Genomic DNA, 13055 nt, shown 5'->3' on the forward strand with positions numbered 1-13055 from the left:
GCCAAAGCCCGCGGGACTTGTGGTGAATCCATTTTTGGTATAGAAACCTTACCAATTAAACGAAGGAACGAAGATTATGGAAATGCCGGAGCCTGACGCAGATGTCGTGTCACGAAAGGGCCATTTGGTCGAACGGCTGCAAAACGCGCTGCCCCCTGGTGCCGTGATCCACGACACGACCGAGCTGCGCGCCTATGAATGTGACGCCCTGACCGCCTATACCTGCCCGCCGCTTTGCGCCGTGCTGCCCACCAGCACCGAGGAGGTCGCGGCCGTTCTCAGGATCTGCCATGACGAGGGCGTACCGGTCGTTCCCCGCGGGGCGGGCACCTCGCTGGCCGGGGGGGCGCTGGCCACCGCGGATGCGGTCATGCTGGGCACCGCCCGCCTGAACGCGGTGATCGAAACCAACTACGACGACCGCTACATCCGCGTGCAATCCGGGCGCACGAACCTGTCTGTCACCGGCGCGGTCGAGGAACGGGGTTTCTTCTACGCGCCCGATCCCTCCAGCCAACTGGCCTGCGCCATAGCGGGCAACATCGCGATGAACTCCGGCGGGGCGCATTGCCTGAAGTACGGGGTCACGACCAACAACCTGCTGGGCGTGACCATGGTGCTGGTGGACGGCACCGTGACCGAAATCGGCGGCGCGCACCTCGATGCGGGCGGCCTGGACCTGCTTGGCCTGATATGCGGATCGGAAGGGCAGCTTGGCGTCGTGACCGAGGCCACCCTGCGCATCCTTCACAAGCCTGAAGGCGCGCGCCCGGTCCTCATGGGCTATGACAGTTCCGAGGTGGCCGGCCAGGTGGTCAACGACATCATCAAGGCCGGCGTCCTGCCCGTGGCGATCGAGTTCATGGACCGCCCCTGCATCGAGGCGACCGAGGCTTTCGCCAAGGCCGGTTATCCGATGTGCGAGGCATTGCTGATCGTCGAGGTCGAAGGCTCGGACGCCGAAATCGACGAACAACTGGGCCTGATAATGCAGATCGCCGCCCGGCATGATCCGGTGGAGCTGCGCGAGGCGAAGGACGCCGACGAGGCCGGGCGCATCTGGCTGGGGCGCAAATCGGCCTTCGGCGCGATGGGGCAGATCAACGATTACATGTGCCTGGACGGAACGATCCCGGTCAGCGAGCTCCCTTTCGTGCTGCGCCGGATCGCCGAACTGGCGCAGGAGTACGGCCTGGCCGTGGCCAATGTCTTTCACGCGGGCGACGGCAACATGCATCCGCTGATCCTCTACAACGCCAACACCCCTGGCGAGCAGGAGAAATGCGAAGCACTGGGCGCCGATATCCTGCGGCTCTGCGTCGAGGTGGGCGGCTGCCTGACCGGAGAACACGGCGTCGGCATCGAGAAACGAGACCTCATGCTGGTGCAATACGGTCCGGACGATCTGGACGCGCAGATGGCCGTCAAGGACGTCTTCGACCCGGCCTGGCTGCTCAACGCAGCCAAGGTCTTCCCGCTGGCGGCCAGCAAATCCCACCGTATCGCAGCCGAATAACACCAGCAGGAAAGCCCCGAGCAGATGATGAGCCCCATAAGCGAATACGAGCTGGCCGAGGCCCTGGCCGGTGCGCATGGCCCGCTGCGCATACGTGGCGGCGGCACCCGGACCTTGGATGTTGATGGGGGCGACACCCTTTCGACCGGGCAGATGACAGGAATTACCCTGCACGAACCCGGCGCGCTGACCCTAGTAGCGAAGGCAGGCACGCCTGTCTCCGACATCCGCGCGGCCCTGCGCGCCGAAAACCAGCGCCTCGCATTCGAACCCATGGATCACCGCCCGCTGCTGGGCACCACTGGCGCACCCACAATCGGCGGCGTGGTCGCGGGCAATGTCAGCGGTCCGCGCCGTATCGCCGTTGGCGCGGCGCGGGATTTCATGCTCGGCGTGCGCTTCGTGGACGGAACGGGCCGTATCCTCAAGAACGGCGGGCGGGTGATGAAGAACGTCACCGGCTACGACCTTGTGCGCCTTCTGACTGGCAGCCACGGCACCCTGGGCGTGCTTTCCGAGGTTTCGCTCAAGGTCCTGCCGGATGTGGATGCGGCGGCAACGCTCCTGCTCTCGGGCCTGTCCGACACACAAGCGGTCAAGGCATTGTCTGCAGGGTTGGGCTCGCCCTTCGAGATCACCGGCGCGGCCCATGATCCCGAGGCCGGCGAGACCCGCCTGCGCATCGAAGGCTTCGCCAATTCGGTCACTTACCGTGCCGGGCGTCTGCGCGACCTGCTCGCCCCCTTCGGCCGGGCCGAGGTGCAGGAGGGCAAGGCCGGGACCGCCGAGACCTGGGCCGCGATCCGCGATGTTACCGATTTCGCGGACCGGGCAGGCGATGTCTGGCGGCTGTCGGTCAAACCCTCGGATGCGCCCGCTCTGGTCGCGCGGTCCGGCGCAGAAACCGTCCGTTACGACTGGGGCGGCGGGCTGGTCTGGCTTCTAATGCCCGAAGGCGTCGACCTGCGCGCCAACCTGGGCCCCTTCAAGGGACATGCGACCCTCATCCGCGCGGACGAAGAGACCCGCCGTGCCCTGCCCGCCTTTCAACCGGAAAACCCGGTGCTTGCCAGGCTTACAGCGGAGCTGCGGGCGAAATTCGACCCGCGCGGCGTCCTCAACCCGGGGGTCATGGCCTGATGCAGACGAATTTTTCCGCCGAGCAACTGCAAGACCCTGGCACGGCACGCGCCAACGAGATCCTGCGCGCCTGCGTGCATTGCGGGTTCTGCACCGCGACATGCCCTACCTACCAGGTGCTGGGCGATGAGCTGGACAGCCCCCGCGGCCGCATATACCTCATGAAGGACATGCTGGAGAACGAGCGGGTCCCGGACGAAAAGACCGTCACCCACATCGATCGTTGCCTGTCATGTCTGGCCTGCATGACGACCTGCCCTTCGGGCGTGCATTACATGCACCTGGTCGATCATGCGCGCGACTACATCGAACGGCATTACGACCGGCCATGGTCTGACCGGGCGCTACGCTGGATCCTGTCGAAAATCCTGCCCTACCCGATGCGGTTCCGGCTGGCGCTTCTGGGAGCCAGGATCGGGCGGCCCTTCGCGCGGCTCATGCCGGACGCGCGCCTGCGCGCCATGCTGGAGATGGCGCCCAGACAGATACCCCCGGTCAGCCGCAACGATGATCCGCAGACATTCGCGCCCGAGGCCCCTCGGAAAAAACGCGTCGCGCTGATGACCGGCTGCGCCCAACGTGCTCTGAACACCGATATCAACGACGCCACCATCCGGCTTTTGACCCGGCTCGGCTGCGAGGTGGTGGTGGCTGAAGGTGCGGGCTGCTGTGGGGCCCTGACCCATCACATGGGCAAGACCGGCGAGAGCCATGCGACGGCGGCAAAGAACATCCGCGCCTGGGTGGCCGAGATGGATGGAAAGGGTCTGGACGCGATCGTCATCAACACCAGCGGTTGCGGCACCACGGTCAAGGATTATGGCCACATGTTTCGTGGCGAGCCCTTGGCGGAGGATGCCGCACGGGTCAGCGCGATCGCCCGCGATGTCAGCGAGGTCTTGATGGAACTGGACCTGCCCGAGGGCGCCCCCAAGGACCTGACCGTCGCCTATCACGCCGCCTGTTCGCTGCAGCACGGCCAGCAGATCAAGACCCACCCCAAGGACCTACTGAAACGGGCAGGGTTTTCGATTGTCGAACCGGCGGACGCACATCTGTGCTGCGGCAGCGCGGGCACCTACAACCTGATGCAGCCCGCAATTTCCAAGCAGCTCAAGGACCGCAAGGTGCAGACCCTTGAGGCGGCGACGCCCGACGTGATCGCGGCTGGCAACATCGGCTGCATGATGCAGATCGGCGGCGGCACGGATGTGCCCGTCGTGCATACGGCAGAATTGCTGGATTGGGCGACCGGCGGGCCGAAGCCGCCGGCGATGCGGGCCGCGCAAACCGGCGTGCCGATCCTGCGCTAGGCGCCTTATTCTTGCCCAATGCTGGATTTAGGAGCGTTAGGGGTTAACGAACACAGGCCCCATTCAATGCACAGACCTCTGCTAGCCCTTGTGCTGTCCCTACTGGCTGCGCTGATCCTGCCGGGCGCGACAGCCGCACAGGACGGCGAACTGCAACCGCTGTTGAACGGCGACGAGGCGCGCGGCTGGGAAGCGGTGGGCCGGGTCGACATGGCCGGTGGCGGGTTCTGCACAGGAACGCTGATCGCGCCCGACCAGGTGCTGACAGCCGCGCATTGCCTTTTCGACCGAGACACCGGGCGCGCGCTTGATACCGCGGACCTGGAATTCCGCGCCGGCCTGCGCGAGGGCCGAGCAGAAGCCAGCCGCCGCTTGCGGCGGGCGGTTATCCATCCCGACTACGTATTCGCACACTCGCCGTCCGCCGACCAGGTGACCAGCGACCTGGCGCTGCTGGAACTGGACCAGCCGATCCGCAGCACGCGGGTCCATCCCTTCCCCGTGTCCAGCAGCGTCAACCGCGGCACCAAGGTAGGGATCGTCTCCTACGCCAAGGGGCGGGCCGGGCATCCGTCGCTGCAGGAAATCTGCAACGTGCTGGGCACGGCGGGTCCGGCGCTGGTGATGGATTGCGCGGTGGATTTCGGCGCCTCAGGCTCGCCCATCTTCCGCGAAGAAGCCGGCGGGATGCGGCTGGTCTCGGTGGTCTCGTCGATGGCCGAGCTGGACGGCCGGCGCGTGGCCCTCGGGATGGACTTGGCCCGGCCCCTGGCGACGCTGCGCGCTGTGCTGGAGACCGACACCGAGGTCTTCGACACGGTCCCCGGCCAAGCGCGAGTGCTCGGCCCGGGCGAACGATCGGAGACAGGGGCGCTTTTCGTGCGGCCGTGAGGGTCTTGAAACCCTGCACCGACTCTCCCAAATCATTTTCTGCGAGGCGCCGTATACGGGCCCGCATTCGCGCCGGTCCCGTAAGGGAAGGCAGAGACCATAGGTATCGCTCAAAGGAGGATGACCATGAGACACTTTGATCTTGCACCGCTTTACCGTGCAACCGTCGGCTTTGACCAGATCGCCGACATGATGGACAGGGTTCTGGACAATGACCCCAGCACCCAGACCTACCCCCCCTACAACATCGAGAAGACGGCAGACGACGCCTGGCGTATTTCGGTTGCCGTTGCCGGGTTCTCGGACGAGGACCTCACAGTCGAGCTGCGCGAGAACGCCCTTGTGATCAGCGGACGCAAGACCGAGGAAAACGAGGGGGACAAGGGACAGCGCAGCTTCCTGCATCGCGGCATAGCCACGCGCGCCTTCGAGCGCCGCTTCACCCTGGCCGACCACGTCCGCGTGCAAGGGGCCACGCATGAAAACGGCATGCTGCATGTCGACCTGATGCGCGAGGTGCCCGAAGCCCTGAAGCCGCGCCGGATCGAGATCGCAAAGGCCAACGCACCCAGCAACGCTGGAGTGCTCGAGTCCGACAAGGTCAACTGATCGCGCCGCATCCAGACGCGCATGGGCGGTTCGCAACCGCCCGCGCCACGGGGGCGAGGCACCTGCCTCGCCCTTTTTCATGGCGCGAAAGGCTACCGGACCACGTAGACCGAACAGGCTGCATGGGCCACCACGTGGCTGGCCGTGGTGCCCAACAGGTAATCCTGTATCTTGGGGTTCGCGGCCTCCATCACGATCAGGTCCACCCTGCGTTCACGGGCCAGCTTCACGATCTGTCGATGGACCGCCCCCTTGCGCACGATCAGGTCCACCTCGACGCCGTCGGCCGGGTTTGACTCGACGAATTTGCGCAGTTCCTGGCCCCAATAGGCATCGCTGTCATAGATGTTCAGGTTGCGCTCGATCTCGGGTGCGATGGTGGCCACGATCAGCCGCGCCCCGCGCCGCTGGGCCATTTCCACCGCTTCCTCGTACGCGGCAAAGTCGTGCCGGACGTGGCGCAGGTTCAACGGACATAGAATCAGCTTTGTTTCGCGGGTCATATGGGCATCCTTCTCGCCGGAGAGTGCCCTTTACTCCTATCACATCACGCCGACCGTCTGAAAACGGCACGCAAGCCTTCTAATGCGCTTTGGCCCAGGTTTCGCCCTGCCCGGCATCCACGACAAGCGGCACATCAATTCTGACCGCCGGATCGGCGGCGTTCTCCATGACCTCTCGCGCGGCACCGATCAGGTCTCCGGCCGCCGCGGCCTCGACCTCGAACAGCAATTCGTCGTGAACCTGCAGTAGCATTCTGGCAGGCATATCAGCGATGGCACCGGGCATCCGGACCATGGCGCGACGGATCACGTCTGCCGCTGTCCCCTGGATCGGCGCGTTGATCGCCGCACGCTTGGCAAAGCCCGCGCCAGGGCCTTTGGCGTTGATCTCGGGGGTATGGATCTTGCGACCGAAGAGCGTCTGGACGAAATGGTTTTCCTTGGCGAAGCCCACCGTGTCGTCCATGTAGGTGCGAATCCCCGGGAACCGTTCGAAATAGCGGTCGATGAAGCCCTTGGCCTCGTCGCGCGGGATTCGCAGGTTGCGTGCCAGTCCGAAGGCGGAAATCCCGTAGATCACCCCGAAATTGATCGCCTTGGCCTGGCGGCGCACTTGGGCCGTCATATCCTCGGGCGCAACGTTGAACATCTCCGAGGCCGTGGCCGCATGAATATCCTGCCCGTCGCGGAAGGCCTGCTTGAGCGCCTCGATGTCCGCCACATGGGCCAGGATACGCAGCTCGATCTGTGAATAATCGAGGCTGACCAGAACATTGCCCTTTTCGGCGACGAAAGCCTCGCGGATGCGGCGCCCCTCGTCACTGCGCACCGGGATGTTCTGAAGGTTGGGATCGGTCGAAGCCAGCCTGCCGGTGTTGGCACCGGTCTGGACGTAGGAGGTATGCACCCGGCCCGTCTCGGCATTGATGTGGGTCTGAAGCGCATCCGTGTAGGTGGACTTCAGCTTGGACAATTGCCGCCAGTCCAGGATGCGCGCGGGCAAGTCGTGCTCGGTCGCCAGATCCTCCAGCACATCCGCGGGCGTGGAATACTTGCCGCTCTTGCCCCGCTTGCCGCCCTCCATTCCCAGCTTGCCGAAGAGGATCTCGCCCACCTGAGCGGGGCTGCCCACGTTGAATTCCTCGCCCGCGAGGTCGTGAATCTCGGCCTCCAGTCCGGCCATTTTCTGGGCAAAGGCGTTGGACATCTGTGACAGCGTGTTGCGGTCCACCTTGATCCCGTGGCGTTCCATCCGAGCCAGGACGGGCGAGAGGGGGCGTTCAAGGGTCTCGTAGACCGTGGTCACCTGTTTGCGGTGCAGCTGCGGCTTGAATATCTGCCAGAGCCGCAGGGTGACATCGGCATCCTCGGCGGCGTATGTCGTGGCCTCCTCGATCGGCACCCTGTCAAAGGTCTTCGCCGATTTGCCCGTGCCCAGCAACGACTTGATCTCGACGGGCTGATGCGACAGGTAGCGTTCCGCCAGCGCATCCATCCCGTGCGTGTGCAGCCCGGCGTTTAGCGCGTAGCTCATCAGCATGGTATCGTCGAAGGGGGTGACGGTGATGCCGTAGCGGTCAAGGACCTTGCAGTCGTATTTCGCGTTCTGGAAGATTTTCAGCACGCTGTCGTCTTCCAGGAGCGGTTTCAGCATCTCCAGGCAGGTGTCCATGTCCATCTGCCCCTCGGAACGGGCATCAGCGCCGAACAGGTCGCCCCCCTCGTCCGAGACATGCGCGAGCGGAACGTAGCAGGCCATGCCGGGATCGACGCTCAGGCAGATGCCGACAAGATCCACCACCATATCGTCCAGTCCGGTGGTCTCGGTGTCCACGGCGATATGGCCACGCGCATGGGCGCGGTCGATCCAGGCTTGCAGGGCCTGCGCGTCGCGCACGGTCTCGTAGGTGTCGGGGTCGAAGGGCAAGGCCTCGGGGCCCTCTTCCTGTTCCGGCGGATTGGCGCCCTCGGGCGTGCGGTCCTCGATCACCGGCGGCTCCACCCCCAGCTTGTCGGCGATGCGCTTGGTGATCGTGCGGAACTCCATTTCCGCGAGAAACCCCAGCAAGACCGCGGGCTCGGCGTCGCGGACCTCCAGATCGTCGAGGGTGAAATCCAGGTCCATACCGCCATCGAGCTGCACAAGCTGCTTGGACAGCTCGATCTGGTCGCGATGCTCTATCAGGGTCTGCCGGCGCTTTGGCTGGGGGATCTCCTCGGCCCGGTTCAGCAGTTCTTCCAGAGTGCCGAACTCGTTTATCAGGAGGGCCGCGGTCTTTATCCCGATGCCCGGCGCTCCGGGCACGTTGTCCACGCTGTCGCCCGCCAGTGCCTGGACATCCACCACCTGGTCCGGGCGGACACCGAATTTCTCTTCAACGCCCTCGCTGTCGATGGTGCGATTCTTCATCGGGTCCAGCATCTCGACCCCGTCGCCTACCAGCTGCATCAGATCCTTGTCCGAGGACAGGATCGTGACACGCCCGCCGGCCGCGCGCGCCCGGGCGGCCAGGGTGGCGATGATGTCGTCGGCCTCGAAGCCCTCGATCTCCTTGCAGGCGATGTTGAAGGCCTCGGTCGCACGGCGCGTCAGGGGGATCTGCGGGCGCAGATCCTCGGGCATCTCGTCGCGGTTGGCCTTGTACTGGTCATAAAGGTCGTTGCGGAAAGTATGGCTGCCCTTGTCGAAAACCACCGCCAGATGGGTCACGTCGGACCCGGCGTTTCCCTCGACATAACGCTGGAGCATGTTGCAAAATCCGCTGACCGCACCCACTGGCAGGCCGTCGGACTTGCGCGTCAGCGGCGGCAGCGCATGATAGGCTCGGAAGATATAGGCGGACCCGTCGATCAGGTGTAGATGACAACCCTTGCCGAACGCCATGCGCGCCTCCTGTGCCAGACCAGATCAGTGGTATCCGGCGCAGGCGCGGGGTTCAACGGCGATGTGGCGCCTCAGCCGCTCTCGGCATCCTCCCCATAGACATAGCGGGCGTCGCAATAGGGGCATTCGACCCAGCCTGTCTCTTCCGGGATCTGCAACCAGACCCGCGGATGGCCCAATGCCCCTTCGCCACCGTCACAGGCGATCCGATGGCTGTGCACGATCTTGGTTTCAGGCGCTGGGATGGTCATCTGATTGCCTCTTTCTGGGCTGCGGGCTAGGACCCTCATATACCGCAAGTCGGGCATCGAACAAGAGAGGGGCAAGGCGACATGGCCGAGAACGCGATCGAGATCGAGGGTCTGCGCAAGACCTATGCCGCGACCCGCCGCTCGTCCGAGAAGGTTGCGCTGAACGGCATCGACCTCGAGGTGCCCCGCGGGTCTATCTTCGGCCTGTTGGGACCCAACGGTGCGGGCAAGTCCACTCTGATCAACATCCTGGCCGGACTGGTAATCAAGTCTGCTGGCAGCGTTCGCATCTGGGGCTTCGACCAGGACGCGAACCCGCGTCAATCCCGGGCCAGCATCGGCGTCATGCCGCAGGAACCCAACCTGGATGCATTCTTCACCCCGCGCGGGTCGCTTGACGTGCAGGCAGGACTCTACGGCGTGCCGAAACACAAGCGCAGGACAGAGGAGTTGCTGGAGCTGATCGGCCTGGCGGACAAGGCCGAGTCCTATGCACGGTCACTCTCGGGGGGGATGCGGCGGCGGCTTCTTCTGGGCAAGGCGCTGGTCCATTCCCCGCAGGTGCTGGTGCTGGACGAACCCACGGCCGGTGTTGATATCGAGTTGCGCAACATGCTCTGGCAGAACGTGCGCAAGCTGAACGACCAGGGCATGACCATCATCCTGACGACGCACTACCTCGAAGAGGCCGAACAGATGTGCGACCAGATCGCCATCATCAACCATGGCGCGGTCATCGCCAACGAAAGCACGGCGAACCTGTTGTCACGGCTCGACCGCAAGACCATGGTTATCCGCCCCGAAAGCACGACAAGTCTGCCGGAAATGCCCGCCGGCATCGAGCGCGAATCCCGGCCCGACGGCACCATGCGTTTTACCTATCGCACCAGCGTGACCCCGGCCGAGTCGATCCTGGCCGCCGTGCGCGCGGCGGGCATCTCGATTGCAGATGTCCGCACCGAGGAGGCCGACCTGGAGGACGTGTTCCTGTCTCTCACGCGCGGCTGACGGGCGGACCCGGCAATTGCACTACCGCGCCAGCATCGGCCCCATGGGACGGCCGCCCATGATGTGCAGATGGAAATGGGGGACCTCTTGCACGCCGTCCCCGCGCGCGTTCGAAATGGCCCGAAAGCCATCCTCGACCCCCTGGCTTTCGCAGACAGCGGCCACGGCGGCGAAGAAGCCCGCCTGTTCGTCGGCACCGGCATCACGGGCGAAATGGTCCAGCGAGACATAGGGTCCCTTCGGGATCACCAGGACATGCACCGGCGCCTGGGGCCGGATATCGCGAAAGGCCAGGGCGTGGTCGTTCTCGAACACTGTGTCATTGGGGATCTCGCCCCGCAGGATTTTCGCGAAGATGTTCTGGTCGTCGTAGGCGAATTCCATTCCGCTCTCCTCAATCGGCAAAAAGATGGGGGGTTTCGGCAATGCCGCGCGCGGTGTCCTCGGGCAGGGTGAGAAAGGCCGCGATGGGTGGCGTGTTCTGCTCGGGCGTGTTGGTTTCGCGGAGCCGGGTATGGTTCGGGAAGCCCGCATCGCGGATCCTGTCCGCCTCGAAGACCACGTCGTAGCGGATCGTCGGCAACAGCTGTTTGAGCGTCTCTTCCGGGGTCTCGGCGCCCGCCAGGCCCACGCGCTGCGCATGACCGATGAGGAACTCGTCCGAGAAATCGCACTCGATCTCGAGCAGTCGGGTCACGTTCCGGTCCGAAAAGAAGTCCTGCATCAGGTCGAGGTTCGCCGTGTCGATGCAGAAGATCAGCCGGTCTGTCTCATGGTAATCGAAAAGCATCCGCATCAGTGCGCGGCGGTGCCGCGTGCGCTTTTCCAGGGTGCTCTGGATACCGCCCAGGCCGGGCAGCGGCGTATCCTCTTCGTTGAAAAGATACTCGATGGCAGGAATGTTGGTGTGGTGCTTGATCGACCCCACGAGCCGCTTGGCAACGTGCCACTTCTTGCAGGCCACGATCAACAATTCACGCTCGCGCCCCAGCGAGGTCTCCGTCTCCCAGAAACGTGGCGCGAAACGCCGCCCGATTCGCCCACGCCCGGTCAGGAACTGGAACAGGCGCCGCCCCTCGTCGGAAATCTGGAAATCTGTCCGGTCCGAGGCATAAAGCCGCCCGAGCCGATCCTTCAGCTGCGCCGCCTCGGGGCTGATCTTGCGCGCAAAGAGATAATCCTGGCTCAGCAGCAGGTCATAGTGATCGTCGTAGAACGTCACCGGCATGCCGTAGTCGGTGAACATCAGGAACGTCAGCGTGCGGGTGCGTATTTCGGGTTCGGGCACGAGGTGGCGCACCAGTGTCTGGAAAAAAGTCTCGTCAGGGATCCAGGTGGTGCGGAAGAAGCGCACCACGTCGCGTCGCCGGCGCACGAAATCGAGGATCCACTCGATGGTGCGGCGGCGCAGACACCACCACTGGCTACCGATCATCACCTGGATGTCCGACGGAATCTCCCGCTCCAGTCCCAGCCGCCGCTGCAGCCACCAAGACCGGTAGAACAGGGCCTTGTGCGCACGCTCGTTGAACCAGTGCCGGTAGATCAGGCGCTCCTCCTTCATCCCGGTCTTGATCCAGTCGCTTTCGAAGAAGTCGAAGCTCTCGATGTAATCGACGTCATCGGCATCCAGCACCGCATGAGCGTATTGCGCCGACTTGATCGCCATGCAGTCGCCCGAGACCATGTAGAAATGCGTTGCGCGCGGAAAGGCATCGACCGCGGCTTCGAGAGCGTGCAGCGTTGCCTGCACCAGGGACCATTCCCCCCAACCGCAGCGCACGCGCTTTTTCGCGAAGGTCACGTTGGGATCGTCCGCCAGTGCGTCGCGGATCATCGCGTAGGAGGCCGCCTGGGCGCGGGCATCGAAATGAATCGAGATGCAATCGCCGACCGCCGTCAGCTGACGGGCCTGGCGAATGATCGCCTCGGGGTCCTTGTGACACAGCAATATGAAGGCAATGCGCGCCATGCAGGAAACGGTCTACCCCCTCGGTCCGGATTGTTCTAAATGTCTAAACGTGAACACAGATTGAATAAACACGGTTTCTTTGCTTTTTTGACTGTAGCAGACAAAGCAGAGCAGGACCGGCTCTTCTGGAGGCAGCGCAAATGGGGTTTCCCGGGACCTGGATGACCGAAAGCGAGAGCGTCGTTTACCGCGTCGTCCCGAAGTGCGCCTGTTCGACCATCGGACAGATCATGTTCTATTCCGACCACGGGGATTTCTTCGACGGAGACATCCATGATGCCGACCACGGCATGCACAAGTGGGCCTTCGAGGACAGCCAGCCCAGGATCACCCAGAATGTCCAGGGTCACCGCAGCTATGCCTTCACCTGCGTGCGCAACCCCTACACGCGCATCCTGTCCAGCTTTTTCGACAAGATCTGCGGCATCCAGCGCAACGGCAACCGCTATCGCGGCAAGCTGGTGCCGCTGCTGATCCAGAAATACGGCATCGAGGTCGGCAGCCCCGAGGACGGGTTCGAGTTCGACCAGATCAAGAGCTTCCGCCGTTTCCTGCTGTTCGCACGTGACACCATCCGTTGGCGCCGGCCCATGGACCCCGACATCCACTGGTCGGCAATGTCGGGCCATGTCAGCACCTTCATCCTGAATGGCGGCACCTACGACAGCATCTTCTGGACCGAGAGGTTCAACGATGGCATGCAATCGGTGCTGAACGCCATCGAGACTCCGGTCGCGGTCAAGCTGGACGAGGTGCCGCGATTCAACGAATCCGAAGGGCATGGACCCAAGCGCGCCCATCCGGTCGAGGATTTTTTCGACGACCTGTCGATGCACCTGGTCTACGAGATCTACAAGAAGGACTTCCAGCTCTTCAAATACGACTTCGAGGACCCGTCGAACAAGATGCCGGTGGCGGAGATAGACCTGGACGAGGTACACGCCAAGCTGGGCGAGTGAGGAGTGGCG

Annotated in this window: 12 protein-coding genes; 7 read left to right on the forward strand and 5 right to left on the reverse strand. The window is 63.9% G+C overall.

What is annotated here, in order from left to right; translation table 11 throughout:
- Window positions 1–76: 76 nt before the first annotated feature.
- The 5 genes from VJ897_RS10710 (at window position 77) to VJ897_RS10730 (ending at window position 5469) form a co-directional block, all read left to right on the forward strand.
- Window positions 77–1516, forward strand: coding sequence for an FAD-linked oxidase C-terminal domain-containing protein (locus VJ897_RS10710; RefSeq protein WP_324055630.1), 1440 nt, complete (start codon window positions 77–79; stop codon window positions 1514–1516).
- 27 nt (window positions 1517–1543) lie between these two features.
- Window positions 1544–2656: an FAD-binding protein gene (locus tag VJ897_RS10715; RefSeq protein WP_324055699.1), complete on the forward strand. Its 1113-nt coding sequence runs from the start codon at window positions 1544–1546 to the stop codon at window positions 2654–2656.
- Window positions 2656–3969 (forward strand): glycolate oxidase subunit GlcF, encoded by a 1314-nt coding sequence (glcF, locus tag VJ897_RS10720; RefSeq protein ID WP_324055631.1) that lies wholly within the window; start codon window positions 2656–2658, stop codon window positions 3967–3969. Before VJ897_RS10715 ends, glcF begins: the two co-directional genes overlap by 1 nt.
- A 66-nt stretch (window positions 3970–4035) precedes the next feature.
- On the forward strand, window positions 4036–4860 hold the full coding sequence (locus VJ897_RS10725; protein WP_324055633.1) for a trypsin-like serine peptidase: 825 nt from the start codon (window positions 4036–4038) through the stop codon (window positions 4858–4860).
- A 126-nt stretch (window positions 4861–4986) separates the two neighbouring features.
- Window positions 4987–5469 carry an Hsp20 family protein gene (locus tag VJ897_RS10730; protein WP_324055634.1) on the forward strand — a complete coding sequence of 161 codons (483 nt, stop codon included), beginning with the start codon at window positions 4987–4989 and terminating at the stop codon, window positions 5467–5469.
- A gap of 92 nt (window positions 5470–5561) precedes the next feature.
- Here the strand turns inward: VJ897_RS10730 and VJ897_RS10735 are convergent, their stop codons facing one another.
- The 3 genes from VJ897_RS10735 to VJ897_RS10745 form a co-directional block, all read right to left on the reverse strand.
- The gene (locus tag VJ897_RS10735; RefSeq protein ID WP_324055636.1) at window positions 5562–5972 is read right to left on the reverse strand and encodes a universal stress protein; all 411 of its coding nucleotides are present in this window, start codon (window positions 5970–5972) and stop codon (window positions 5562–5564) included.
- Between the two features lie 79 nt (window positions 5973–6051).
- Window positions 6052–8856: a DNA polymerase I gene (gene polA / locus VJ897_RS10740; protein WP_324055637.1), complete on the reverse strand. Its 2805-nt coding sequence runs from the start codon at window positions 8854–8856 to the stop codon at window positions 6052–6054.
- A gap of 71 nt (window positions 8857–8927) precedes the next feature.
- Window positions 8928–9107, reverse strand: coding sequence for a zinc-finger domain-containing protein (locus tag VJ897_RS10745; RefSeq protein WP_324055639.1), 180 nt, complete (start codon window positions 9105–9107; stop codon window positions 8928–8930).
- An 81-nt stretch (window positions 9108–9188) separates the two neighbouring features.
- On the opposite strand from VJ897_RS10745, the gene VJ897_RS10750 reads away from it, so the two are divergent.
- On the forward strand, window positions 9189–10115 hold the full coding sequence (locus tag VJ897_RS10750) for an ABC transporter ATP-binding protein (protein WP_324055641.1): 927 nt from the start codon (window positions 9189–9191) through the stop codon (window positions 10113–10115).
- A gap of 21 nt (window positions 10116–10136) precedes the next feature.
- Here VJ897_RS10750 and VJ897_RS10755 read toward each other — a convergent pair whose 3' ends face one another.
- Together VJ897_RS10755 and VJ897_RS10760 are read right to left on the reverse strand one after the other, a co-directional pair.
- Window positions 10137–10499: an HIT domain-containing protein gene (locus VJ897_RS10755; protein ID WP_324055643.1), complete on the reverse strand. Its 363-nt coding sequence runs from the start codon at window positions 10497–10499 to the stop codon at window positions 10137–10139.
- A 10-nt stretch (window positions 10500–10509) separates the two neighbouring features.
- Complete coding sequence (locus VJ897_RS10760) at window positions 10510–12087, reverse strand: DUF5928 domain-containing protein (protein WP_324055644.1); 1578 nt, start codon at window positions 12085–12087, stop codon at window positions 10510–10512.
- 140 nt (window positions 12088–12227) lie between these two features.
- On the opposite strand from VJ897_RS10760, the gene VJ897_RS10765 reads away from it, so the two are divergent.
- Window positions 12228–13046 carry a sulfotransferase family protein gene (locus VJ897_RS10765; protein WP_324055646.1) on the forward strand — a complete coding sequence of 273 codons (819 nt, stop codon included), beginning with the start codon at window positions 12228–12230 and terminating at the stop codon, window positions 13044–13046.
- The last annotated feature ends 9 nt before the right edge of the window (window positions 13047–13055 follow it).

It is taken from the genome of Salibaculum sp. (assembly GCF_035270045.1).
Taxonomy (GTDB): Bacteria; Pseudomonadota; Alphaproteobacteria; order Rhodobacterales; family Rhodobacteraceae; genus Salibaculum.